The following is a 26,572-nucleotide window of genomic DNA, read 5'->3' as shown; positions in this document are numbered from 1 at the left end:
GTTCTCGACGTGTGAGTGAATCAATTAAGGTTGCGGGTGCCTGGGTCTTTTCGCCCGGCTTTTCCTCCGTGTCGGAGGTGACAGCATCCGTGCTGTCAGTTCGTATTCCCTTTCGGAACTCCCTGTGCCGATGAAGAGAGTTTGACAGGTTGTGAGGCGGGCAAATATGAGAGTGGCGGCGCAGGCATGAAGGCCTGGGATGAAGATCTGTAGGCGCAGGACTACGCAGAGTGTGTTTCAGGGCAGAGAATAAACAAACGCCCGAATTCGGGCGCTATGGCAACGCTGCGGGTGGGAAATTACAGGTAATACATTTCCAGCGTGCTTAACCCGTCAAGGTGTACCGGCTGCGTCAGATCCAACGCCGAGCCTTTATTGATATAGGCCTGCACGGAAAGCTGCCCGGAGAAGACGGTGAACGCCAGCGGCGTTTTGCTGCCGACGGCACCCCAGGTCACCAGACGGCTCCAGGTGGAGTCATACAGCACGCCGCCTGAAGCCGAGTTTACCCAGCTTGCACCGGTGATAGCTTTGGTCAGTGTGCTGACCGGTGCACCATCCGCAGTCGCGGTGGCACTGATAATGCGAATGCCGTAACCGCCAATTTTGCTGGCACCCTGCATCCCCAGACCGACTGCCACCGTACCGGCCGTGCCGAACAGCGTCACGGGCGCAACCGCCCCACCTTCCTGGTTTTCAGTCGCCCCTGCCAGCGAACCTTTTCGCCCGTTAATCGCATGGATCGCAACCTTCGCCGGTGCGTCACACTGGATGGTGAAGTCGACCATTTTTTCCGGCAGCACGGTGTAGGCCGTTTTGCTGATGGTGTCGGCTTTAATCGTGCCGTAGTCAACCACAGCTCCGCCTGGCAGGGTCGGGATACAGGCCGCCGGGACGATAGTACCGATAACTTTTACGTCTACGCTGTCAGCCGCAAAAGCAGAACAGGTAGAGGCAGTAAGCAGCAATGCGAGCAGAGATTTTTTCATTGTCAGAGATTTCCATAGTGCATGATTGACCACCGACGCCATCAAAAGGAGGTGGTGTATTTTCTGGCGCGAGTCCCGTTCAGGGCTGACGCTACCTTGAGTGAAATTATTATCCAGTGCCGCGTACGGCGATATCGGAACCGCTGCGGACCCGTGCAGGCTTCCCCCCTGATTTTGTCAGGCGGGGACTACACGCCTTTAACGACAAACCGCGCTGGCATCCTCATACAGGCCTGGGTTAACGGCTTTTTCCGGCAGCTTCAGCGTAAAGCGGCAGTCGTTCTGCCCCTGGCGTTCGACGCTGAATTGCTGGCCGTCGGCGGCATCGTTAATAAATACCGTGCTCTTATCGGCCACCACGGAGACAAAGCTGTTATCGGCGGCAAACACGCTGGCTCCCTGCGGCAGGGGCTTACCCTGGGCGTCCTTCACGTCGATCAGCACGCGGCGGTTGCGTACCACGCCGAAGTCGATGTAGCTGACGGAGCCGCGTGCCGCTTCAGTTTCATAGAGGGCGTTGCTGATATCGACGTTTTTACCCAGGCTGCGCGTGTCAACCTGCACCGACGATTTGCTGTAGCTGGCGACGCGCGGGATCACCGCGTAGCCGCGTCCGTCAGTCCAGGTTGGCCCGGCTGGCGTTTCGACGCGCACGCCCTTCTCTTCACCAATTTTGGCAATGCCGAAGGTATCACCCACTTTATACGGTGACAGCGTGACGCCGTGATTGTGGACGACCGCGGCACCGCTGGCGCGACCTGACCAGCTGGTGTAGCCGTCACTGTCGCGGCTGATACCGGCACTCAGCTGACTGACCGGCGTCACCATATCGAAGTTGCCGGTGGTCGAAGTCCGCTTGCTGCCGCTGTCATGTTCGCTGGAAATACTGTAGTTACGATCCTGACTCAGGCGCTCGCTGTAGCGCACTCCGGCACGGTTGCCGTTTTTGCTGCCGTTGACCCAGCTGCTGATGCTGCGGTCGCCCAGCGGCACGCTCAGGGTGAGGTAAAAGCGATCTTCCGAACCGTTATAGCCCCCGCTGCTGCGCTCCAGGCTGGCTCCGACATAGGTGCGGCCAAAGGCTTTACTCCAGCCGCCGCGCACATAGCTGATATTGCCGCTGCCGAAAGTCTGTGCCTGCGAGTAAGAAAGGTTAAAACTGCCGACGCTCTCCCCGGACCAGCCCAGGCCGACGCCGTACTGGCTGCTGCTGCGATTCGCATCTTCCGGGTCACGCGCCACGGCATCGCTCAGTTCGCGGTAGCCGCTGCTCTGTCGGGATACGTTAAGGCTGGTACTCAGACGTTCGGTCAGGTTATGGCTCAGGCTGGCGGCCAGCGACACGCCCTGATTACCGTGCTCACTGTCCCTGGCCGCCGTCATCTGTACATTAAGCAGCGTGTCGTTAAACGGCTGAACATCCGTCCCCAGCGCACCCGCCTGATAGGGAGCCGAAGCCAGCACCCCGCTGTTTAGCATCCAGCCCGGCGTCAGCTGCCAGCCCTTAGCCGCCGTCGCCAGCAGCGGGGACTGCCCGCTGCCCTGCTGGTCCAGCTGCCCGGCCCCGAAAGAGAAGCCCGGTGCAATACGGTTACCGTTCAGCAGGAAGGCCGCCGCCAGAACGGTAAACTGACGTTTTTCACCGCCGGTGCCGGTCACCGTCACGTCCAGATCGCTGCGGGTATTCAGCAGCTGAAAGTTTTGCAGCGAGAACGGACCGGCAGGCACGGTGGTGCTGTGTACCAGCACGCCGGACTGGCGGACTTCAACGACCGACTGACTGTCGGCAATCCCTTCCACCAGGCCAATACCGCGTCCGCCGCCCTGCAATGCCTGCTCCGGGAACATCTGGAAGCCCAGCACCTGACCGGCACCAAACATCGAGTTGCCCAGCCCAATCTGCCCGACCTGTAACACGCGCTTTGCATCTTTAAAGGTGCGCTGCGCGTAGGCATTCTGGTGTTGCAGCGTGTCGGTGTTGTTGAAATGCGTCAGCGTCTGGCGACTGCGGAAGATCCAGTCACCGGCGTTGAAACCCGCCTCACTGTTGATCTGGTAAAAACTCAGGTTGCTGCTGCCCCCGGAAGAGGTCAGATACTGAGCATCGTAGTTGAGCAGCCCGGCCACACCGCCGTGGCTCCACTGGGTGTTCTCGCTTTCGTCCATGTTGATGGCTTCTGCCGGGACCACCAGCGTGATGCTTTCATCTTCCGGGCTGAGCTGCAGTTCGGTCTGCGGCCATAGCGCGCTGAGATCATAGCAATCGGCGGTATTGCCCGGAACATTCAGCCCTGCCGCCCGCATAAATGTCCCATCCGCACACAGCTGCCCCTGCGCGTCGAACTGCACTTTCACCTTGCCGCGGCCCTTTCCATTCACTGTCAGCGCTACGGTAGTTTCCCCGGTGTTAAATCGTGCGGCCTTTTTGAAGGTTTCCGCGATACGTGGGTCAATGCCGCGTGATTTCAGGGCTTCCAGGTCGAACTGCGTCTCTTCTGCCGCCATCAGCGGTGGCAGCGCGCCGAGATGACTCAGCACCAGCAGGCTGATAAGTGAAAAGCGGAACAGCGCGCGCTTAGGCAGTGAATGTGACAGTTTCATTATTTTTACTCGACGTGTAAGTGCAATTAAATTAAAGGGTTAAGCCTGAATCTGTTGTTCAGGTTTTAGCCAGCAATGGCAGATGTCCTTTCGCTGCTCGATGAAATAAGTCTGACAGGACTACGGAATGTTCTGAATGAGAGGGGGGGCTGACTGATGAAGGCCAGGGATGAAGATCTGTAGGCCGTGGACTACGGGTGGCCCCAAAAAAAAAGCCGCCCCGCAAGGGACGGCTGTTCAGCCATACGGCAATCGATTACATGTAGTACAGGGTGATGGTGGTCAGGCCATCGAGGTGAACTGGCTTGCTCAGATCCAGCTCAGAACCCTTGTTGATATAAGCCTGCACGCCCAGCTGGCCGGACAGCGCGGTGAAGGCTACTGGCGTACTGGTGCCAGGAGCTGCCCAGGAGGTCATGCGCTGGTTGGCCGGTGAGTAAACGATGCCTGCGTAAGCATCTTTGGTCCAGTTGATGGCAGTATTTTGCGCATTGGTATCAGCACGCAGACTATCCACTGCCGCGCCGTCTGCGGTTACAGTCGAACTGTCAATACGCACGCCGTAACCACCAATTTTCGCCGCACCTTCCATCCCCAGACCCGCAGCAGCGACATAGTCCAAACCAAACAGCTGAACAGGTGCAGTGCCTGCGCTGTAGGCGGATTCAACCGCGCCAGCTAATGAGCCCGCACGGCCATTGGCCACGGTCAGCCCCACTTTTGCCGGTGCATCACAGGTGATTGAGAAGGCAATCTGTTTCTCTGGCAGCACGGTGTAATCCGTGGCGCTGATGGTGTCGGCTTTAATGGTGCCGTAATCCACCACGCCGCCACCGGTCAGGGCCGGGGTACAGGCCGCAGGAACGATAGTGCCGATAACGCGCACATCAACGCTGTCCGCAGCAAAAGCAGTAGAGGTGGTAGCCAGCAGGGCCAGGGCAACAACAGTTTTCTTCATCATGACAGGTATTCCAAAAGTTAAGTTAAAGTTCACGCTGACGGTCAGTCGAGGAGGAATCTCTGCCGCTGGTGTTAACCCTTCCGGCAAATTCTGTCTCGCTGCTCAGTGAAATCATTGTCGCAGGATGATGAAAGCTTAAGAATGAGAGCGGAGTCGTTTGGATGAAAGCCTGGGATGTGAATTTGTAAGGCGTTACCTACAGCGTCTGGCAAGGGCGTGGCATGCCGCGCCCGGGGTTGCACGAAGGGACAGGAAGACGATCAGAGGTAGTAGATTTCCAGTTCGGTGCCGCGGGCAGAAGAGAGGTGCTGCGTCAGGTTGATCTGCGGGGAGTGGTGCAGCTGCGCGCTGATGAGTGGCACAGCTGCACCGGCGGGTGCCCAGCGAATATTGACCGCGCGCGGCTTCATGCAGTTTATCGCCAGATCTGGCTTTTGCGCCTGCCCGGCGACCTCTGGCGAACAGGCGACCGGCATAATGACCCCGGTAACGCGCAGCGTAACGCTATCTGCAGCGGTGGCAGAATGAGCACACAGCAGCGTCGCAGCCAGCAGTGAAAAATGGGACAGTTTCATGGCGTTCTCCTGAGGGGAGCAAAAAGTTGCTCAACAGGATCTATCGACCATTTTTGACCATAACTAAAGGACTACAGGCAAAAAAAATCCCGCCGGAGCGGGAAAAAGGACACCTAAGGACACTCTTTTTTCTTATAAAGCCATTTCTTACAGATAGTTAACTTCCAGCGTAGTCAGACCATCGAGTTGAACCGGTTTTGACACGTCCAGTGCAGAAACTCTGTTCAGGAAACCCTGCACGCGCAGCTGGCCTGACAGGTTGGTGAACGCCAGCGGAATCAGCTGCCCTGTAGTTGCCCAGCTGACGGGTGTCACTTCGTTTGCTGAAACCGGGAACAGCGTGCCATCAGAAGCAATCCAGGTATTCGGGGCGTTATTAAACGGTCGTCTGATGGTCGTGACCGCCACACCATCAGCAGTCACGCTGCTGTTGTTAATCATCATCGCATAGCCACCGATGCGCGCAGCGCCGTCCAGCCCCAGCCCCGCTGCACCGGAAGGGAAGGTCTTGCCTAACAGCGTGATCCCCATCGGCATCGGCGCAAATCCGTAGGCCAGATCATTCGACTCAGGCGTGGTATTCGGGCGGCCGTTAATGGCACGTAGGGTAATTTTGGTTGGCGCGTCACAGCTGATGGCGAACTCCACCGCTTTCTCATTCAACACGGTGTAGCTGGTCTTATTCAGCGAGCTGGCGACGATGGTGCCGTAATCGACCACGGCGCCGCCAGGGAATGATGGCGTACAGGCGGCCGGGACGATCGTGCCGACCACGCGCACATCAACGCTGTCAGCGGCCAGGGCGCTGTGGCTGAGAGCCAGTAAAGTGATGGCAGTAATTGACGTTTTCATAACAGGTTCCAGAAAGTAAAAGTGTACCGTTTCGCGGCAGATTAAGTTGACTGATTATCCTGCCAGCCTGATGAGCTCACCATCAGACTGGCTATCCAGGTTTGTAGTCCACGTCCTGCATTCTGTAGGCGCATTGAATCAAGTCTTACCAGCTCCAGCGTACGCCGAGGCTCGCTCCCCATGGCTGCTCGCTGTTGGCCCCTCTGGCGCGCGTCACTTCGCTGTAGACCTGCAAATCGCGATGGATCTGTGCCGCGATGCCAGCCCCTGCCTCACCGCGCAGACCGGAGCGGTCGTTGCGGAACCCATGACCGTTGAGATTGACATCATCCCCTGAGGCAAATTCGTTAATGACCGCCAGCTGTAACCAGGGTTGTAGTGTGACGCCGTTTGCCAGCGTCAGCGAACGCCCGGCCACCGTCTTCAGTTCGCCCTGTTTTGACGACATCTGACCATTTTTCACCTGCATGCCGTTATCCATCTGCCAGTTCTGGCCTTTGATCCAGGTTGTCGCGACCAGCGCCGAAGGCTCGATAAACCAGCCGTCGCTGAAGGCTATATGGCGGCCTGCTTCCAGCGACAGCGTGAAGCCCGGCGTGCTGAAACCGCCCTTGCTTTGCTCGCCACCGCTCATGGTCACACGGTTGCTGACGTTGAAATTGTTGGCTTTCGCTACAGCATCCACAAACCAGCCGTCATTAAGCAGCCAGGTGTTATAGGCACCGATAAAGTAGCTGTCGATTTTGCCGCTGCCGCTGACGCTGTACTGCACGTTGTGATGGCTGACGCCGGTGAACAGGCCGAACAGCGAGGTGCTGCCCTCCGTTTCGCGCGCGCTATCCACGCCAATCATCACACCGCTCTGTTGCAGCCTGGCATCCGTTCCCCGGCTGCCGTCCTGATGTGTCTCACCGACCAGCGTACGCAGCCAGACACCGCCCTGCTGCTGCCCGCTGCGGATTTCACCGGCACGGGTTCGCTGAGTGCTCAGCTCGGCATCTGCCGCCACCGGCAACACATTCGACAGCGCCAGCACGCTGCGGGATGATGCCGTCAGTGCAGGGTTAACCGGGACGACGGTCCCTGGCGCGACGACGGGCGGTTCTCCCGGATCGGTCCCTGGTGCTGGCGGTGGTGGTGGCAGCGGGTCGCTGCTACCCGGGCTGTCGATATCCGGGTCAGCACTGGCTGGTTTTGCCGCCAGCACCCAGTCATCGCCGCGCTGCTGCATTTCATACTGGTAGACGCCCGCATCCACGACACCGCTGGTCAGGGAGAAGGATGCGCTGCCGCCTGCGGTATGCACCAGCGGCAGAATGCCGCTGCTGTCAGCCGGTTCGCGCCCGCTGTCGCGCACGCTGATCTGATGCGCTCCGCTGGCATCACCGGAAATAGCGATCAGATCGCCCTGCAGGCCGGCAATATCCGTGTTCATCACGAAGTGCCCACTGCCGTTCAGGGTACTGAGGTTAAGGGTGTGGAAGCCTGCACCATCGCGCACAAAGTTGATCGTGCCGCTGTGGCTTAACGTCCCGGTAACGGAATTCCCGGTCAGGTTCCAGACGCTGTCGTCCAGCGTCAGGTTTTGCAGATTCTGTACCGCACCGGTCAGCGTCGATCCCTCACGCATGGCCAGCGTCACCTGGTCACCGGCCGCAATATTGACATCACCGTTGAGCGTGACCTGGCGATCGGCCGTGACGGCCAGCTGGCTGCCGCCGGACGATTGCAGGACCGTCCCACTGCCGCCCGTCACTACGGTGCCGTTACTCAACGCCAGCTGCCCCTGTGCCCCCGCAGCCTGGATACCGCTGGCGCGCTGGCTGATGAGTGCCGTATTGTCGAGGCGGACCAAACTGGCATCACCGGCGCTGTTGCCACTGAGATACAGACCAGCCGCGTTGCCCTGAGTCGTCAGCGTGCTGTTGCTGACAGCCATCTCAGCGGAGCGCACCCAGAGGGCAAAACCGTTATCACCGGTGGTGGTCACGGTCAGCCGATCGCCAGTAATGCCCGAAGCCGGATAGGCCAGCAGCCCCGCCGCCAGTTCTCCTGCGGTTGTGATAGTGCTGTTGCTGATATTGACCCGTCCCCCCATCGCGGCAAATACGCCCATGCCGGAAGCGCCGGTAGTGGTGACGGTGACGCCATCGGCATCCACCTGGCTCTGGGTGTAGATGCCGTAGCTGCCGCTGCCGCTGGTCTCCAGCTCGCTGTTGATGATAGTCGCAGGACCGTACTGCGCATTCAGCGCCGTGGCCGCACTGCCGCGGGTGACCAGCTGCGAATCGGCGATCTGTGCGTGCGAATTGGCCTCCGCGATCCATACCGCATCCGCCGCGTATCCGCTGGTGGTCACGCTGCTCTGATTCAGGAGGGCGCTGGCATTTTTATTGACGTTGACGCCGATACCGGTCTGCGTCGTCAGCTGGCTGTTGTTCAGCGTGATATCCCCGTTCAGCAGGTAGACGGCATCACCGCTTTCCGTAGCAAGGGTGCTGTTGCTGAGCATCACCACGCCACGGCTGTTTTCCGGGTTGTAGATCTCCACGCCACGGTGCTGGTCCAGCGCATTCAGCGTCACGCGGTCGCCGTTCAGCTGGGCATTGCCCACTTCAATCGCCGCCTGCGTTCCCGCGCCCTGCATCAGCACGCTGACATCATTAAGCGCCGCGTCTACGTGCGTTGCAAAGACACCGCCGCCAAGGGCGATGCCGCTGGCACTGCTGCCGTTGATCACCAGGCTGACGTTATCTGCCTGCAACGTGCCGCCGCGCATATCAATCCCCACGCTCTGGTTGCCGTTAGTGACCAGCGCCAGATCGGCCAGGGTCAGCTGGCTGTCACCGCGCACGGCGACAGCGCTGCTGTTAATTCCGTTAGTGGCGATCAGCCCGCCGCGCAGCGTGGCCAGGCCTGCGGTGATATCCAGCCCGCTGGCCTGTAAGCCGCTGGTACTGAGCGTGGCACCAGACAGCACCATTTCGCCGCCGTCAAGGATGCGCGCGGCGAACAGGTTATTCCCTGAGGTGCGGAAAGTCAGGGGGACACTGGTCTGTAACAGGCTGCCTGCACCGCTGGCCAGCAGCGGATAATCCCCTGCAAGGCTGGAGGTATAGCCACTGGTCACCAGCAGGGTCGAGCCGTCGGTTACGCTGTTACCGGCCTGTGCAGTGGGAGAAAGCGCAGCGGATGCCAGCGCCAGCAGGCAGCATTGAGATAATAGCGAAGGTATGAATATTGGATTCATTGCGTGTTCCTGAGCAGACGCGCTATAGAAAATAAAATGAATTGCCCCCTGACGCAAAGAATAGAAAGACCTTTGCTAAAGGCGAAAATTAATAAACCTGAAGCTTAAACCTGAAATTGAATAATTAATAACTAGCCAAAAAAAACCATAACAGATTGATTAAAAACACATACAGCACAGACTCTAGGGTCAAAGCAAAAAAATTAACATCAGACAGGAACAGCATTTAAGCAGGCATTTTTACTTATTTTGTCATCCTTTCCCTCATGGACTACAGCAGATAAGATAATTCTGTGCATTATTATTAATTCACTTTTACAGTCTGTAATTATTATGACAATATCCGGGAAAGGTATTTATTCAAGAGGCGTTATCATGGCTAACATTTTGATGATTGACGATCATCCCGTCGCACGTCTGGCGATCAGGATGCTGTTAGAAAAAGATCAGCACACCGTGGTGGGCGAAGCGGATGACGGCCTGAAGGCACTGCAAATGGTGCGGCAGCTGGAACCCGATATGGTGATTGTCGATCTGGATATTCCTTCGCTGAGCGGGATTGAAGTCATTGAAAAGCTGCGCGCTGCCGGTTTCAAAGGCGGCCTGCTGGTGCTGACCTCGCGCGATGACGAACATTACCTCAGCCGCTGTATGAGCATTGGTGCCGATGGTTTTGTCAGCAAACGTAATAATCTTGAAGAGCTGAGCGATGCCGTGAAAGCCGTGATGCGCGGCTACGGCTACTTCCCGCTGAAACGTAAAAATGGTGACAATATCCCTCACCCGGAGCAGGAAACCGAATCGCTAAAATCGCTTTCCAGTCGTGAACTTCAGGTACTGCGCTATCTGGCTCAGGGGATGAAGGTGATCGATATTGCGCTACGCATGCATATCAGTAATAAAACGGTGAGTACTTACAAAACCAGGGTGATGACCAAACTGGAGCTGGAATCTAATCTGGCACTGATTGATTTCGCCCGGCGCAACCATCTGGACTGACTCTGTGAAAAAACGTGTCCTGCTACTGCTTGTGTTGCTCTGCCCACTGCTGATGGCACGGGCAGAAGACGCGCCTGAAGTGTTGTCTATTATCAGCCGCGAGAATTACAACCCGCGCAGCTTCAACATCAGCGATGAGGACTGGCGCTGGCTGGGGCAAAAACGCGAAGTGAAAATTGGGGTCTGGGATCCCGAAACGCCCCCCTTTGATATGTTTACCGAAAACGGTAAGTTTGAAGGGATAACCGCCGACTACAGTCTGCTGGTGGCGCAATATCTGGGAATACGTTCGCAGGTTTTACGTTTCTCCAGCCGCGAGCAGGCGCTGCAGGCGCTGAAAGATCACAAAGTGGATCTGGTGACCGATCCCACCGGAAACCCGCTGCCCAGCCATACCACACTGGTAGGCAGCCAGAGTTTTCTGGCGGATAACCCTACGCTGATGCGGCGGATTAACGATCGTCGTTATGACTGGAAGCAGGTGAAGAACCTGCACCTGGCCGTGTCACACCACTATCTTGATATTGACTGGCTTAGCCAGCACTTTCCCAATGCGAATATCCAGCGTTTTGACAACGATGAAGATGCGCTGGCGTCACTGGCCTTCGGTAACAGTGATTACTACCTCGGCAATCTGACCACTGCCAGTTATCTGGTGGGACGCAACTATAATAACCTGCTGGCGATACAGGAGATTTTCCCGGTGCGTCAGCCGGGCACCCGCTTTCTGATGCGCGCCTCGGACACCCAGCTGGTGAATGCCGTCAATAGCGTACTGAGAGCCATCCCGCCCACGCAAAATCAGGTTATCTATCAGCAGTGGAGTGAAGGCTCTGACATGCTGCCCATCGTCAACAGACTGAGCTTTAACGACCGTGAAAAGCGCTGGCTGAAAGAGAATCCGACGATTCCGGTGGTGGTGAATTCACTGTATGCCCCGTTTACCATGGTCGATCAGCAGGGTAACTTTTACGGTATCAGCGCGGATTTATTGCGTCTTATTCGCCTGCGGACCGGCATCAATTTCACACCGGTGGTAGCGGAGTCCGTCAATGAGATGTTCAGCGACGTTCAGGAGGGCAAAGGCCAGTTTATTGCCGCCATCAGCTACAGTGAGGTGCGCGATAATGCGCTGCGCTTCACCCGCTCGTACTTTTCCTCCCCGTTTGTGCTGGTCGTCCGGCAGTCTCAGAGCCTGCCAATGGCGTTGAACAAAAGTACGCGCATCGCGATTACCGAAAACAATATGCTGATCCCCGAACTGAGAAAAGAGTATCCGGGCATCAACCTGGTGACCGTGGCCAATGCCAGCATCGCGATGCAGCTGGTGAATGAAGGTAAAGTTGACGGTGCCGTGCATACGCTGGTGGGCGGCGGGTATATGATCGACCGCTATTTCCGCAACGGCTTAAAGATTGCCAGGACGCTGGGCACTGAATCATCGCAGATTTCCTTTGCCGTGCGCCCCGATCAGCCGGAACTGCTCAGCATTCTGAATAAAGCCCTGGCCGATATTTCCCCACGGTCGATGACCCGCGTCATTAATAAATGGCAGACCACACCGGATGTGCAGCTGGATACCTGGGCAGTTTACCGCACACAGTTTTGGCTGCTGGGCGGCCTGACGCTGGCGATTGGTCTGACCTCTCTCATCTGGATTTACTATCTGCGCCGCCAGGTTTCCGCCCGTCGCCGGGCACAGCAGAGCCTGCAATCGCAGTTGCAGTTCAGCGATACGCTGCTGAACAGCGTACAGGTCCCGGTGTATGTCGTCGATCGCGAGGGCGGCCTGGTGTTGTTTAACCAGTCATGGCAGGAATTTTTCAAAGGCGATGAAGTCAGCAGTGCACGCGGCACAGTGGCGGATGATAACAATCCGCTGAATGTCATCTGGCGTGAGATTAAAGATGAAGTACAGCGAAGCAACACGGGCCCGCAACCACAGCCCAGAGCTTTCCAGCTGTTTAACGGTGAAAGCCAGCGCAGCGTTATCCATAACGCTGTTCGCTATCTCGACGATTCCCAGCAGACAGCGGGACTGATTTGCAGCTGGATCGATGTCACGGAACATCAGCGTCTGACCACCGATCTGTCGCTGGCTCGCGAGCGCGCGGAGCAGGCAAACCGGGCGAAGAGTACCTTCCTGGCTACCATGAGCCATGAAATTCGGACCCCGGTCAGTGCCATCATCGGTCTGCTGGAGCTGGCGGTCAGCGCCCCCGGACGCAAAACTGAAGACGACGAACCGGTCAAAGTGGCGTGGGAGTCAGCCCGCTCATTAATGGGCCTGATTGGCGATATTCTGGATATGGCGCGTATTGAATCCGGTCGTCTTGAGCTGGCCCCGGAATGGGTACGCACAACAGAGCTGGCACCGCCGGTAGTGCGCGTATTTGAAGGGCTGGCGCGGCAAAAAAGCCTGCGCCTGAGCTGTACGCTGCCGCCGGTGATGCCTTTTGAAGTGTTTATCGATGCCCTGCGTTTCCGCCAGATCCTGTCTAACCTGGTGAGTAACGCGATCAAATTTACCGAAAAAGGCCATGTGGCCGTCGATATTGATATCACCCAGCTGGGCAACGATGAAGTCAGGCTGAGCGTCTCGGTAAAAGACAGTGGCAAAGGCATTGCCCCTGATGAGCAGGGGAATATCTTCAGTCCATGGGTGCAGGCAGAGGATGGAAAACGCCAGAGTGGCTCAGGCCTCGGCTTAGCTATCTGTTCACAGCTGGTGCAGATGATGAGCGGCAATATCTCCCTGCAAAGTGAAACGGGCAGAGGCACGGAGGTGACCTTTACTCTGGCAGTGGCCACCCGCAGCTCACGGCCGGAAGAGGTCGCCGCGAAAGCCCTGCCTGCGGCGGCAGATGTACCGCCGCTGCGCATCCTGGCGGTGGATGATCACCCGGCAAACCGCATGCTGCTGCGCCGCCAGCTGGCCAGACTGGGCCACCAGGTCACCGAAGCCAGCGACGGTGAAGAGGCCTGGGAAATCTGGCAGAAACAGTCGTTCGATCTGCTCATCACCGACTGTAGTATGCCGGGTATGGACGGTCTGGAGCTGACCCAGCTGATCCGCAGCCATCAGACCCAGCCGCTGATGATCGTCGGTCTGACGGCCAACGCATGGCCGGAAGAACGTGCCCGCTGCCAGCAGGCAGGCATGGATGACTGCCTGTTCAAACCGCTGCATCTGCCGCAGTTACAGGCGATGCTCGGTGAGGTCGCGCTGCGGCTGGCAAAAGATAAACCCGCGCCCAGCGAGCTGGAGCAGATGCTCAGTTTCAGCGGGCTGAATAATCTCACCCATGGCGATGAAGACCTGCTGCACTCCCTGCTCAGCGTCACCCTGGCCACCCAGCGCCAGGATATGCTCGAAGCAGCCGAGCTGCTGGAGCTGGAAGACTGGCCGGAGATGGCAAAGTGTATTCACCGTATGTCAGGTGCCTGCCAGATTATCAGCGCTAATAAAGCTGAAGCACTGTGTCGCAGGCTGGAAGATGTCTGCCGTCAGGAAGAAGTCTCTGTGGATGAGGCTGGCGTACTGTGGCAGGAGACGGAAAGCGAGCTGAAGATCCTTAACAGCGCGATTGAGCGTTTCCTCAGTGAAGAATAATCAGGGGCAGCGTCAGGCTGCCCTTTCACGAAAAGAAAAATTCCGCGTTGTCATCCCGTCAGACAATGACCACACAACTATGGGGGTACGCTGATAGACAATATACCGGGCTGAGAGTGTAATAAGATTAATCTAATTACACGGTCAACTCGTTATGTTTCATATCGCCATGCTTGATAGCAATGCCTTTTGCATTAAAGGTCTTGAGGAATATTATTCTGCTCGAAATATTAGTACGATCGGCTGCGCCTCATTAGCTCAGTTGGAAGAAGCGTTAAGACATCACCGGATTAATGTCCTGATGTGTGAGCTGTCAACGGATGAAGATAATCTGTTTTCCTGTATTGATTATTTCAAAGCGCTTCAACGCCGCCGCCCCATGCTGCAAATGGTCATCTACACGCGTCTGCGCGACCCGGCGCTGATTGCCTTCGTGCGCACTACCTTACCCCGCTGCACTATGCTGTTCAAAAATGAAAGCATGGTCAACCTTGCACTGTGTATGATCCCACCCGGGTTTCATTACGAAGCAAAGCAACCGGAAATCAATGATGACCAGCGCGATATTTTAACCCCACGGGAATTTTATTTACTGCGTTTTCTGTCAGAAGGGAAATGCCATAAGGATATTTCGAAAAAACTTCCGCTCAGCATTAAAACCATCAGTTATTATAAATTGAAAATCATGGAAAAGCTCAAATGCAGAACGGTAGCCGATTTCCAAAGAAAAATGGATCGCTTCGGCATCTATTATCACTCGTAGGGCTGACTCTGTTTCTGTCAGCCCTGCGCTCAGATAAAATCTTTCGCCTGCTGGATTAAACTGGTTTTTGTCAACGCCCCGAGATATTTCCGCTCCAGCGGATTATTCAGCACCGGCAGGCGCTCCAGCGTGACCCGGGCAAAGGCGTCCCAGCCCTCTTTTATTGTCTGGTTTTCATAGATGGTCGGGAAGTTTGCATCCATGACACAGCTGATGGGCGAGGTCAGCGTAATCTCTTTATCCAGAACCTTGTGCGAGATATCGTGGATTGACACCGCGCCAAGAAATTCGCCCTGCTCACCAATGACATAAACAAAACGTTCGCGTTTCAGCGTGCTGACCGCCAGCGCTTTGCCGACGGAGTCCTGCGGAGTGAGTGCCGCCCCGGAGACAATAAACTGGGAGATGATGCCGTTATCAAAATCAAATTTGGCATCAGAGCGGCTGAAATGGCTGCTCATCATGGAATAGGCGCTGCGGGCGTGCAGACGATACACGGTCATTGAGGCCAGCACGCTGGCGATCATCGCCGGAAACAGCAGGCTGCTGTTGAGCGTCATCTCCAGCACCATCAGCATCGCCATTAAGGGAGCCTGGCTGACCGAGGCGAGGACCGCGCCCATGCCGACGGCAGCAAACACTTCGGCGTTCCCTACCGGCATTCCGGCGGCAGAGGCCAGCAGCGACACCATTTCGCCCATTAGCGCGCCGATCAGCAACGCCGGGGTAAACAGCCCCCCCACTGCGCTGGATCCCACGGAAATGGCCGTCGCCAGCATTTTCAGCAGCAGCAGCGCCAGCAGCACGGGCAGAAGAAAATCGCCCGCCATAATGCGCACAATCACTTCGTAGCCATTACCCAGAATCTGGGTACTGCCAATGGCCAGCGAGCCCACCAGCAGTCCCCCCAGCCCGAGGCGCAACGGCAGGTTGTTGATGCGGGTAAAGCAGCGCTTACTCTGCCCGATCAGCCAGAGCATTGCCCAGCCCATCAGCCCTGCCAGCAGGCCGATACCGACGGTCAGCGCAATGCTACCGGGTGTCAGGTCAAACTGGCTGTGGGAAAAGGGGTACATGGCGGAACGGTGGCCGAGCGACCACATGGTCAGCACCGCCACCCCGGAGGAGATGATCAGCGGGATCAGCCGCTGCATGGCCGAGATGCCAAAGGCAATTTCAGCAACAAAAATCGCGGAGGCCAGCGGCGCATGATACACCGACGAGAGCCCCGCCGCCGCGGCCATGGCCACCACGTCGCTGTTTTTCAGCGGTAGCGACCGGAACCACCAGCGGCCCATCAGGCTCCCCGCTAAGGCCGACAGCTGCACCATCGGCCCCTCACGGCCGATAGACGCCCCGCTGCTGATACTGGCCAGCGATGACAGGCTGCGGAACAGCGAGGTACGGGCAGGCACCGCGTCCAGCTGTGCGTTGATCACCTCCAGATAGTCGGTACGCACCGTCTGTTTTTGTTCAATGGCCGTGGCATAGCGCAGCAGAAAACCCGCGATCAACCCGCCGCAGCCGACAATCAGCGGCCAGATATACCAGGGGTAAACCTGCATCGCCCGGGTAATATCGGTCTGGCCACGAAACAGCAGGCTATCGATCAGGTTAATCGCTTCACGAAAGCCCAGCGTCACCAGGGAAGCCACCAGCCCGACCGGGATTGCCACCAGAATACTGGTCCAGTTAAGTGCATGTTTACTCTGCGGGCTGCGAACGCTCATCGGGTTCCCTCGGGATGATTTTCTGTATGGTGCGAGAGGTGAGCTGAAAAATCAAATCCCTCCTTTTAGTCATTGCCAGGCTGCACACAGATGGTAATCTGCTTTTTCGTTCACTCAGCCGCACAGGAACACTATGATTCGCTTTGCCGTCGTTGGAACCAACTGGATCACCCGTCAGTTTATCGATGCTGCCCATGAAACCGGGAAAATGAAGCTGACCGCCGTTTATTCACGCTCACTGGCGCAGGCAGAGACCTTCGCCAGCGACTATCCGGTCGAGCAGTTGTTTGACTCGCTGGAGGAGATGGCGGCATCGGATGCAATCGATGCGGTGTATATTGCCAGCCCCAACGCGCTGCACTGCCCGCAGGCCCTGCTGTTCCTGCGCCACCGTAAACATGTGATCTGTGAAAAGCCGCTGGCCTCCAATCTGCGTGAAGTCGATGCGATGATCGCCTGTGCCGCCGAACATCAGGTGGTGCTGTTTGAAGCGTTTAAAACCGCCAGCCTGCCCAATTTTCTCGCACTGCAACAGGCGCTGCCGAAAGTGGGCCGGCTGCGTAAAGCCTTTATTAACTACTGCCAGTACTCTTCCCGCTATCAGCGTTACCTTGACGGGGAAAACCCCAACACGTTCAATCCCGCCTGGTCCAACGGCTCCATTATGGATATTGGCTACTACTGCCTGGGGACAGCGGTGAGCCTGTGGGGTGAACCGGACAGCATCGTCGCCAGCGCCAGCCTGCTGGACAGCGGCGTTGACGGTCACGGCACGGCGATCCTTAACTACGGCGATTTCGATGTCACGCTGCAGCACTCCAAAATCAGCCAGTCGACCCTGCCGAGTGAAATCCAGGGTGAAGACGGCTCGCTGGTGGTGGAGCAGGTTTCCGAATGTCAGCGTCTCAGTTTTGTCCCGCACGGTGGTAAGGCGCAGGATCTGACGCAGCCGCAGCATATCAACACCATGCTGTACGAAGCAGAGGTGTTCGCCCGGCTGGTGGAAAATAATCAGGTCGATCAACCCGGGCTGGCGACCTCGCGGATCACCGCAAAGGTGCTGACCGAAATCCGCCGTCAGACCGGCGTGGTGTTCCCGGCTGACACGGCTGCTGTGTAAATATTTCTAAATATTACTGAAGAAGATTGACCTGCCGCAGCGGGCCGCCTATCTTTTGCCTCAGCAAAGGGGAGTAACTTCTTCGTCAGTTAATCGTCAATACGACATCCACATGATGTCCGGTTACTGAGCAACCTTATCCTGGTTGTAAGTGAGACCTTGCCGGGAGGCGAGGTTTGCTTACAGCATCAATAATATTGTGGCTGATGCCTTCCGATATACCCTACAGACGTCAGGTCGCAGACAGGCGGCAACTTAACGGTTCTCCACCCGCTTACATCAGTAAGTGACCGGGGTTCGTGAAGTCAGCCAACGTATCTGCAGCATGAAAGATGACGGGTAATTGGCCATTTTTTATTTTGCACGGGATGATATATGAACACTGTCGGCACACCGTTACTCTGGGGCAGCTTCGCTGTCGTCGTCGTGATAATGCTGGCGATTGACCTGCTGTTGCAGGGCCGTCGCGGCTCGCACACCATGACCATGAAACAGGCCGCTGCCTGGTCGCTGGTCTGGGTGACGCTCTCTCTGTTATTTAATGCTGCCTTCTGGTGGTACCTCAACGACACCGTCGGGCGCGAAGTGGCGGACACTCAGGCGCTGGCGTTCCTCACCGGTTATCTGATTGAAAAAGCGCTGGCCGTCGACAACGTGTTTGTCTGGCTGATGCTGTTCAGCTATTTTGCCGTACCGGCCGCGCTGCAGCGCAGGGTGCTGATTTACGGCGTGCTGGGTGCGATCGTCCTGCGTACCATCATGATCTTTGCCGGAAGCTGGCTGGTGACTCAGTTTAGCTGGCTGCTGTACATCTTCGGTGCCTTCCTGCTGTTCACCGGGATTAAAATGGCCCTGGCGAAGGAAGATGACAGTGCTATTGGCGACAAGCCGCTGGTACGCTGGCTGCGCAGCCGTATGCGTATGACCGACAAAATCGAAGGCGAGAAGTTCTTTGTGCGTAAAAATGGCGTGCTGTTTGCGACGCCGCTGCTGCTGGTACTGATTATGGTGGAACTGAGTGACGTAATTTTCGCCGTTGACAGTATTCCGGCCATCTTTGCCGTGACCACCGATCCATTTATCGTGCTGACCTCCAATCTGTTCGCCATCCTCGGCCTGCGTGCGATGTACTTCCTGCTGGCGAACGTGGCAGAGCGCTTCTCGATGCTGAAGTATGGCCTGTCGGTGATCCTGGTGTTTATCGGCGTGAAGATGTTAATCGTCGACTTCTTCCATATTCCGATTGCCATCTCGCTGGGCGTAGTAGGCGGTATTCTGGCCCTGACGCTGATTATCAACGCGGTGGTCAACTACCGTAACGATCGTAAAGTATCCTGACGAGACGGGGCGGCTGGAAAAAGGTCGCCCCCACCGGGTAGGATCGCCAGGGGCGATCATTTTTTCGATCGCCCTCCTGGCACACGACGACCAGAATAAAGGGTCTTCCCCTACAGATAACCCTGATATCCCTGTGCGGCCCCTCATTTTTCCCTTTCCCTGCCAGATGATTTCCTTATACTGCCCCACGCAAACACACTCCAATACATCGATAACGATAGCGATTTTAAACTATGCGTACTGAAAAAAGTGGCCACGGGCTGATTCGTCGCCTGATGCAGGGTAGCCTGGTAACACAAATCATGATCGGTCTGGTGGCAGGTATTGCCCTGGCCTGGTTTTCGAAAAGCAATGCGCTGGCGGTGGGCCTGCTCGGTGAGCTGTTTGTCAGCGCGCTGAAAGCGGTGGCCCCGCTGCTGGTGCTGGTGCTGGTGATCGCCTCGATTGCTAACCATCAGCAGGGGCAGAAAACCAATATTCGCCCCATCATTATGCTTTATCTGCTCAGTACCTTCTGCGCGGCGATTGTCGCCGTGGTGGGCAGCCATCTGCTGCCGCAGAACCTGACATTGAGGACGGCCAGCACTGAGATTGTGCCGCCATCGGGGATCCTGGAGGTGCTGCGTGGCCTGCTAATGAGCATGGTGACCAACCCGGTTGAAGCCGTGATGAAAGCCAATTACATCGGTATTCTGGTCTGGGCGATTGGCCTGGGCTTTGCCTTCCGCCACAGCAGCGACAGCACCCGTACCTTCCTGAATGATGCCTCCGATGCCGTCACCCGCCTGGTGCGGATTGTGATCCGCTTCGCGCCGATCGGGATTTTTGGCCTGGTCGGGTCGATTCTGGCCTCAACCGGCTTTGACGCGCTGTGGGACTATGCCAGCCTGCTGGTACTGCTGATTGGCTGTATGCTGCTGATGGCGCTGGTGTTTAACCCGCTGCTGGTGTGGTGGCAGATCCGCCGTAACCCGTATCCGCTGGTCTTTACCTGCCTGCGCGAAAGTGGCGTGACCGCCTTCTTCACTCGCAGCTCGGCCGCCAATATTCCGGTCAATATGGCACTGGCGAAAAAACTCGGTCTGAATGAGGATACCTATTCGGTCTCGATCCCGATTGGTGCCAATATCAGCATGGCGGGAGCGTCAATCACCATCACCGTGCTGACGCTGGCGGCCGTTAATACGCTGGGCATTCACGTCGACGTGCCGACCGCCATTCTGCTGAGTCTGGTCGCTTCGATTTGTGCCTGCGGGGCCTCGGGCGTGGCTGGCGGTTCCCTGCTGCTGATCCCGGTAGCCTGCAACATGTTCGGTATTCCGAATGAAGTCGCGATGCAGGTGGTGGCCGTGGGCTTTATCATCGGCGTATTACAGGATTCAGCTGAAACCGCCCTGAACTCGTCGGCGGATATCCTGTTTACCGCTGCGGCCTGCATGGCCGACGATCGCCGCGCCGCAAAGAACGCGTAAATCGCCACGGGCTGACCAAAAGACCAGGTCAGCCCCTGTGCCTTCCGCTCACCCGTTGCCGGTGACAGGCGGAATTACAGCGTGACCCCGCTTTTAAATATCGCCAGCTCGCGAAAATCATTCTCTTCGTTCCGCGTCTGCTGCCCGTTGGCGATGGCCACGATGGTATCGACAAACTGCGCCAGCAGCGCAGGCATCTCCACGCCGTGGATCAGCTGTCCGGCATCGAAATCAATCCAGTGGGGCTTTTTCGCTGCCAGCTCGCTGTTGGTGGCAAGTTTCACCGTCGGCACAAAGCCCCCGTAAGGCGTACCGCGTCCGGTACTGAACAGCACCATATGGCAGCCTGCCCCGGCCAGGGCGCTGGTGGCAACGGCATCGTTACCCGGTGCGCTGAGTAAATTCAGCCCCGGCCGCGTCAGGCGCTGCCCGTACTTCAGCACATCCACCACCTGACTCTGTCCGGCTTTCTGGGTACAGCCCAGCGACTTCTCTTCCAGCGTGGTGATGCCTCCGGCTTTATTGCCCGGGGACGGATTTTCATAAATCGGCTGGTTGTGGGCAATAAAGTACTGCTTGAAGTCGTTAATCAGGGTGACGGTTTTTTCAAAGGTCGCCGCGTCGCGACAGCGGCTCATCAGAATACGTTCCGCGCCGAACATCTCCGGTACCTCGGTCAGTACCGTGGTGCCGCCGTTGGCAATCATCTGGTCAGAGAAACGTCCGAGCAGCGGATTGGCGGTGATCCCCGACAGGCCGTCCGATCCCCCGCACTCCAGACCGAACTTCAGTTCGCTGAGCTGGCCCGGCTGGCGGCGATCGTGGCGCATCGCCTCATACAGCGGGTGCAGTAACGCCAGGCCGGCTTCCACTTCATCGTCCTGCTGCTGGCAGACCATAAACTTCACCCGCTGAGGGTCAACGTGACCAAGCGTCTCGCGGAACACGTCTACCTGGTTGTTTTCGCAGCCGAGGCCTATCACCAGCACGGCACCGGCGTTGGGGTGCCGCACCATATTTTGCAGCATGGTGCGGGTATTCTCATGATCCTGGCCGAGCTGCGAACAGCCGAAAGGGTGGCTGAACAGATGGACGCCATCAATACCGGCCGCCCCGGCGGTCTCTTTCAGGAAACGCTGCAGGATCTGGCGGGCAATGCCGTTGACACAGCCCACGGTGGGCAGGATCCACAGTTCATTGCGAATGCCCACTTCACCGCTGCTGCGGCGATAGACCTGTATCTCACGATCGGCGGCCTGTTCAGGCAGCGTGACGAAATCCGGCTGATACTGGTACTCATTCAGGTCGCTGAGGTTGGTACGCGCATTGTTCGAGTGGATCATCTCCCCTGCGGCGATCGCCTGGGTTGTATGCCCAATGGGCAGGCCATACTTCACGACCTGTGCGCCTTCTGGCAGCGGCTGGAGGGCAAATTTGTGTCCACGGCCGACCGGCTGCTTCAGCACCAGCGACTGCCCGACCTCGTGGATGTGCTCGCCTTCGTCCAGGTCACGCAGCGCGACGGCGACATTATCCAGACTGTGTATCTTAATGATGCTTTGCATGTTTCCCGCCTTGTGTGATCTGTGCCAGCGCGGCGCGCATCCCGCATGAGGTGATCTGCTGCAGTTGCGCCGTCACGCACTCTGCCAGGCCGGACAGCCCGGTCAGATCCTGGCCCCAGTGCCCGGTGTCACTCAGCACCTCGTCCACCAGCTGTCGCAGGGTGATAACGTGGTCATCAACCTGTAGCCACAGCGCGGCAAAGCGCGCCAGCCAGTGAGCGTCATCCTGCAGCGGGTAGCGCTCACCGTCACGTTCGCCCCGGTAGTACGCCAGCAGCGCGGCCAGCGCAAAGCTCAGATAAGGTGGCGGCGTGCCGTGCTGCGCCTGCTGCCACAGCAGGGCGGGCAGCAGGCGGGTACGGAATTTCGTCATGCCGTTCAGGGCGATGCTACTGAGCTGGTGGCGAATAAACGGATTACGAAAACGGGTCAGCACCGCATCCGCAAAAGCGTTCAGCTCCGCCACCGGCTGTGCCAGCGTCGGAATGATTTCATGACGCAGCGTCTCATCGACAAAGCTGGCGACAGCCGGATCGTTCATCGCGTCGCCCACGGCGCTCAAACCGGCGAGAAAGGCCACCGGTACCATCGCCGTATGTGCGCCGTTGAGGATGGCCACTTTGCGCGCTTTATAGGGTTTGATGTCGTCCACCAGACGGATATTCAGATCCAGCTTGTTCAGCCGCAGCGCCTCCGCGACAGAAGAGGGTCCCTGGATCACCAGCTGGTAATACACTTCACCCGCCACCAGATAGTCATCCTGATAGCCCAGCCCGGCTTCCAGTTCGCGGGCATCCTGCGGATAGCCGGTGACGATGCGATCCACCAGCGTGGAACAGAACGTGTTGTGCTGGCTGACCCACTGCATAAAGTCTGCCGGCAGCTGCCAGCGCTGCGCCGTCTGTAACACGCACGACCGCAACGCCTCTCCGTTATCGTCAATCAGCTCGCACGGCAGCATGATCCAGCCTTTGTCTGCCGCGCCGTTAAAGTGCTGCCAGCGCGCCAGCAGCAGGCGCGTTAACTTAGCCGGGAAGCTGACAGGCGGCGCGGACGCCAGCGTATCTGCCGGGTCAACGTAGATCCCTGCCTCGGTGGTATTGGACACCACAATGCGCAGCCGGGGATCGTGTGCCAGCGCCATAAAAGCGGCAAAATCTTCTGCGGGCTGGATTTCGCGGTTCACCGAGCGGATCAGTCGCGCCTCACTGACTACCTTGCCCTGGGGAGTGATCCCCCTGATCAGGGTGGTGTAAAGCCCGTCCTGACTGTTCAGACTGCGGGGACTGCTGCTGGCGCGCGGCCTGACCACCACCACACCGGCCGCCAGGTCGGTATGCTCATTGAGCAGGTCGACCTGCCAGTCGATAAAGGCGCGCAGGAAATTGCCCTCTCCGAACTGGATAATGCGCTCAGGATAGCGCGGCCCCGGAAAATCGTGTCGGTTCAGCTTGCGCATTTTCTCTTCCTTCATTATCCGGTTACAGCTCAATGGCGAAGTAATCGCGGGCGTTGTTAAAGCAGATGTTCTGCACCATTCCGCCCAGCAGCGCGATATCCCCCGGCGCTTCGCCTTTTTCTACCCAGCGGCCGATCATCTGGCACAGCAGACGGCGGAAATATTCGTGGCGGGTGTAAGAGAGGAAGCTGCGGCTGTCGGTCAGCATACCGACGAAGCGGCTTAACAGGCCCATCTGCGCCAGTTGGGTCATCTGCCGTTCCATGCCATCTTTCTGATCGTTAAACCACCAGGCTGAACCAAACTGCATTTTGCCCGGCTGCCCTTCCCCCTGGAAATTTCCGACCATCGTCGCCAGCACTTCGTTATCGCGCGGGTTCAGGCAGTAGAGGATGGTTTTGGGCAGCGCGTTATCACGGTTCTGCGCATCCAGCAGTCTCGACAGCGGTTCTGCCAGCGGGCGATCGTTAATCGAGTCAAAGCCGACATCCGGCCCCAGAAGCTGTAGCTGGCGGCGATTGTTATTGCGCAGTGCGCCAATGTGGTACTGCTGCACCCAACCCCGGCGGGCATATTCGGCCCCCAGCCACACCAGCACGGCGGTCTTGAACTGGGCGACCTCACTTTCCGGCGGGATCTGCCCACCGAGGCGGCGCGCCAGGATGGCATCCAGCGTCGCGTCATCCGCCTCGCCATACAGCACCACATCCAGCGCATGGTCAGATACCTTACAGCCGTGGGCGGCAAAGTGGTCGAGCCGCACGGTCAGCGCGCGCCGCAGATCATCAAAGCGGGTGATAGCGACATCGGCTACCGCAGACAGGGTGTGCAGATAGTCGGTGAATCCTTCCGCCTCGATATTGAATGCCTTATCCGGACGCCAGCTCGGCAGCACTTTCGTGGCAAAGCTGCCATCTTCGGCCAGTGCGCGATGATGGCGCAGGTCGTCCACCGGATCATCGGTGGTGCCAACCATTTTCACCTTCATCTGCTGCATGATGCCGCGCGCGCTGAAGGCCTCCTGCGCCAGCATTTCGTTGCACTGGTTCCAGATGGCATCTGCCGTCGCGGGCGACAGCAGCGTATTGGTAATGCCAAACGGACGGCGCAGCTCCAGATGCGTCCAGTGGTACAGGGGATTACCAATGGTGTCCGGCACCGTGCGCGCCCAGGCATCAAACTTCGCCCGGTCGCTGGCTTCTCCGGTACACAGGGCTTCCGCAACGCCGTTAGCACGCATCGCCCGCCATTTGTAGTGGTCGCCCTTCAGCCAGATGTCGTACAGATTGTTAAAACGGTAGTTTTCGGCAATTTGCTGCGGCGGCAGGTGGCAGTGATAGTCAAAGATCGGCTGGTCAGCGGCGTAATCATGGTAAAGCCGGCGGGCAAATTCACTGTCGAGTAGAAAGTCTTCACTCATAAAGCGTGACATGGGGTCTCTCCTGCTGGGTCTGATGCCAGTAAAGTTATCATACCAATTACGATTGCCGCTGAAATAATAGTGCGAATGCGATCACAAAAACATCACTATTTATCCGCGAATAACGCTGTCTTTCACGCCTTCAGAAGCTATCCTCCTGTGTTTTCAGTAGTTTTATTATCCCTCATTACAAAAATGGTTTTTGTGATGGCTCTCAACTTTTAAATCTGTATGACAAGTTATCGTGTCGGCGTTCGATACTGAGCAGGCAAGGTTGTGGTGAAATTACCGTGCGGGTGCTGTACGCAGCAGGCCGTCCCGCCCCTTACAGATGCACGTCCCCCTGACGTGACATCAACAATAATTACGGGAAGAGGTTTTAAATGCGTAAAATTAAAGGGTTACGCTGGTACATGATCGGTCTGGTGACCATCGGTACCATCCTGGGTTACCTGACGCGTAACGCCATTGCCGTGGCGGCCCCCACGCTGGAGACAGAGCTGCATATCACTACGCAACAGTATTCCTATATTGTTGCCGCCTATTCAGCCTGCTACACCATCATGCAGCCGGTCGCCGGCTATATCCTGGACGTGCTGGGGACCAAAATCGGTTATGCCCTGTTCGCCATTCTCTGGGCGGTGTTCTGCGCCGCCACCGCGCTGGCAGGCAGCTGGGGTGGGCTGGCGATTGCCAGGGGGGCCGTGGGCGCCGCTGAAGCGGCCATGATCCCCGCCGGGCTGAAGGCCAGCAGCGAATGGTTCCCGGCGAAGGAGCGTTCAATTGCCGTCGGCTATTTCAATGTCGGGTCGTCGATTGGTGCCATGCTGGCTCCCCCGCTGGTCGTGTGGGCGATCGTGGCACACAGCTGGCAGATGGCCTTTATCATTACCGGCGTGTTGAGCATGATCTGGGCGCTGTGCTGGCTGGTGTTCTATAAGCATCCGAAAGATCAGAAGAAACTGGATCCTGAAGAGCGCGAATACATCCTTTCCGGCCAGGAAGCCCAGCATCAGACCCATAACGGCAAAAAAATGTCCGCCTGGCAGATCGTGCGTAACCGTCAGTTCTGGGGCATTGCCCTGCCGCGCTTTCTGGCGGAACCCGCCTGGGGCACATTCAACGCCTGGATCCCGCTGTTTATGTTCAAGGCGTACGGCTTCAACCTTAAAGAGATTGCGATGTTCGCCTGGATGCCGATGCTGTTTGCTGACCTCGGCTGTATTGTCGGGGGCTATCTGCCGCCGTTCTTCCAGCGTGTGTTTGGCGTTAACCTGATCGTCTCGCGCAAGCTGGTGGTCACCATGGGGGCGGTACTGATGATTGGCCCGGGCACCATCGGGTTGTTTACCAGTCCTTATGCCGCTATTGCTCTGCTGTGTGTTGGCGGTTTTGCCCATCAGGCACTTTCCGGTTCGCTGATCACCCTCTCTTCTGACGTTTTCGGCCGCAATGAAGTGGCCACCGCAAACGGGCTGACCGGTATGGCAGCCTGGACCGCCAGTACCATGTTCGCCCTCGTTGTCGGCGCGCTCGCCGATACCATGGGGTTCAGCCCGCTGTTTGCTGCGCTGGCGGTGTTTGACCTGTTAGGGGCGGTCGCCATCTGGACACTGCTGAAAAATAAACCCATTTCCGAGCTGGAGCAGGAGAAAAAAGAGAAAATGACCGGGGTGGTGACACAGCATTCCGCATAATTCCGCGGACGGCCCCTGCAGTATCCTCACTGTAGTGGCCGCCCTTTTGTTTTGGTCGGCCAGTCGCGCAGACCGGCCCCGTGGGGCAGAGCATGAGCCAGGGTGACCACAATCGCAGGGCCGCCCTGCAGGACACCGCGATGTCGTGGCGGATTTCATCTCACACCG

At 57.5% G+C, this 26,572-nt stretch carries 17 protein-coding genes; 7 read left to right on the top strand and 10 right to left on the bottom strand.

The window, feature by feature from the left end; translation table 11 throughout:
• Positions 1-299: 299 nt before the first annotated feature.
• From ACZ3HG_RS18145 to ACZ3HG_RS18120, 6 genes are all read right to left on the bottom strand, one after another.
• Positions 300-989, bottom strand: coding sequence for a DUF1120 domain-containing protein (locus tag ACZ3HG_RS18145; protein ID WP_465333702.1), 690 nt, complete (start codon positions 987-989; stop codon positions 300-302).
• A 198-nt stretch (positions 990-1,187) separates the two neighbouring features.
• Positions 1,188-3,590 (bottom strand): fimbria/pilus outer membrane usher protein, encoded by a 2,403-nt coding sequence (locus ACZ3HG_RS18140; protein ID WP_465333700.1) that lies wholly within the window; start codon positions 3,588-3,590, stop codon positions 1,188-1,190.
• Between the two features lie 256 nt (positions 3,591-3,846).
• Positions 3,847-4,551: a DUF1120 domain-containing protein gene (locus ACZ3HG_RS18135; RefSeq protein WP_465333698.1), complete on the bottom strand. Its 705-nt coding sequence runs from the start codon at positions 4,549-4,551 to the stop codon at positions 3,847-3,849.
• 260 nt (positions 4,552-4,811) lie between these two features.
• Complete coding sequence (locus tag ACZ3HG_RS18130; RefSeq protein ID WP_465333696.1) at positions 4,812-5,126, bottom strand: hypothetical protein; 315 nt, start codon at positions 5,124-5,126, stop codon at positions 4,812-4,814.
• Between the two features lie 147 nt (positions 5,127-5,273).
• Positions 5,274-5,978 carry a DUF1120 domain-containing protein gene (locus ACZ3HG_RS18125; RefSeq protein ID WP_465333694.1) on the bottom strand — a complete coding sequence of 235 codons (705 nt, stop codon included), beginning with the start codon at positions 5,976-5,978 and terminating at the stop codon, positions 5,274-5,276.
• Positions 5,979-6,123: 145 nt separating this feature from the next.
• Positions 6,124-9,228, bottom strand: a complete 3,105-nt coding sequence (locus ACZ3HG_RS18120) for an autotransporter outer membrane beta-barrel domain-containing protein (RefSeq protein ID WP_465333692.1) — start codon at positions 9,226-9,228, stop codon at positions 6,124-6,126.
• Between the two features lie 375 nt (positions 9,229-9,603).
• Here ACZ3HG_RS18120 and ACZ3HG_RS18115 point away from each other — a divergent pair, with 375 nt between their 5' ends.
• From ACZ3HG_RS18115 to ACZ3HG_RS18105, 3 genes are all read left to right on the top strand, one after another.
• Positions 9,604-10,227, top strand: a complete 624-nt coding sequence (locus ACZ3HG_RS18115; RefSeq protein WP_465333690.1) for a response regulator — start codon at positions 9,604-9,606, stop codon at positions 10,225-10,227.
• Between the two features lie 4 nt (positions 10,228-10,231).
• Complete coding sequence (locus ACZ3HG_RS18110; RefSeq protein WP_465333688.1) at positions 10,232-13,840, top strand: transporter substrate-binding domain-containing protein; 3,609 nt, start codon at positions 10,232-10,234, stop codon at positions 13,838-13,840.
• A gap of 154 nt (positions 13,841-13,994) precedes the next feature.
• Positions 13,995-14,603: a response regulator transcription factor gene (locus ACZ3HG_RS18105; protein WP_465333686.1), complete on the top strand. Its 609-nt coding sequence runs from the start codon at positions 13,995-13,997 to the stop codon at positions 14,601-14,603.
• A 29-nt stretch (positions 14,604-14,632) separates the two neighbouring features.
• On the opposite strand, the gene ACZ3HG_RS18100 is transcribed toward ACZ3HG_RS18105, so the two are convergent.
• Positions 14,633-16,333 carry a chloride channel protein gene (locus ACZ3HG_RS18100; RefSeq protein ID WP_465333684.1) on the bottom strand — a complete coding sequence of 567 codons (1,701 nt, stop codon included), beginning with the start codon at positions 16,331-16,333 and terminating at the stop codon, positions 14,633-14,635.
• Between the two features lie 133 nt (positions 16,334-16,466).
• Here ACZ3HG_RS18100 and ACZ3HG_RS18095 point away from each other — a divergent pair, with 133 nt between their 5' ends.
• The 3 genes from ACZ3HG_RS18095 to sstT all read left to right on the top strand — a co-directional run bounded on the left by ACZ3HG_RS18095 (position 16,467) and on the right by sstT (position 20,263).
• On the top strand, positions 16,467-17,453 hold the full coding sequence (locus ACZ3HG_RS18095; protein WP_465333682.1) for a Gfo/Idh/MocA family protein: 987 nt from the start codon (positions 16,467-16,469) through the stop codon (positions 17,451-17,453).
• A 375-nt stretch (positions 17,454-17,828) separates the two neighbouring features.
• A complete protein-coding gene (locus ACZ3HG_RS18090) occupies positions 17,829-18,791 on the top strand; it encodes a TerC family protein (protein WP_062745529.1) in 963 nt (320 codons plus the stop codon).
• 233 nt (positions 18,792-19,024) lie between these two features.
• On the top strand, positions 19,025-20,263 hold the full coding sequence (sstT, locus tag ACZ3HG_RS18085) for a serine/threonine transporter SstT (protein WP_191934285.1): 1,239 nt from the start codon (positions 19,025-19,027) through the stop codon (positions 20,261-20,263).
• A 74-nt stretch (positions 20,264-20,337) separates the two neighbouring features.
• Here sstT and ACZ3HG_RS18080 read toward each other — a convergent pair whose 3' ends face one another.
• From ACZ3HG_RS18080 to uxaC, 3 genes are read right to left on the bottom strand one after another with little or no spacing between them, the layout of a single operon-like run.
• The gene (locus ACZ3HG_RS18080; protein ID WP_191934286.1) at positions 20,338-21,828 is read right to left on the bottom strand and encodes a UxaA family hydrolase; all 1,491 of its coding nucleotides are present in this window, start codon (positions 21,826-21,828) and stop codon (positions 20,338-20,340) included.
• Positions 21,812-23,287, bottom strand: coding sequence for a tagaturonate reductase (locus ACZ3HG_RS18075; RefSeq protein ID WP_465333679.1), 1,476 nt, complete (start codon positions 23,285-23,287; stop codon positions 21,812-21,814). Before ACZ3HG_RS18075 ends, ACZ3HG_RS18080 begins: the two co-directional genes overlap by 17 nt.
• Positions 23,288-23,309: 22 nt before the next feature.
• The gene (uxaC, locus tag ACZ3HG_RS18070; RefSeq protein WP_191934288.1) at positions 23,310-24,719 is read right to left on the bottom strand and encodes a glucuronate isomerase; all 1,410 of its coding nucleotides are present in this window, start codon (positions 24,717-24,719) and stop codon (positions 23,310-23,312) included.
• Between the two features lie 371 nt (positions 24,720-25,090).
• Between uxaC and ACZ3HG_RS18065 the strand changes: the two genes are divergently transcribed.
• A complete protein-coding gene (locus ACZ3HG_RS18065; protein ID WP_191934289.1) occupies positions 25,091-26,404 on the top strand; it encodes an MFS transporter in 1,314 nt (437 codons plus the stop codon).
• Positions 26,405-26,572 lie beyond the last annotated feature (168 nt).

The organism is Erwinia sp. PME.40.26/001 (genome assembly GCF_055556675.1).
This window is presented reverse-complemented; position numbering and strand designations above follow the sequence as displayed.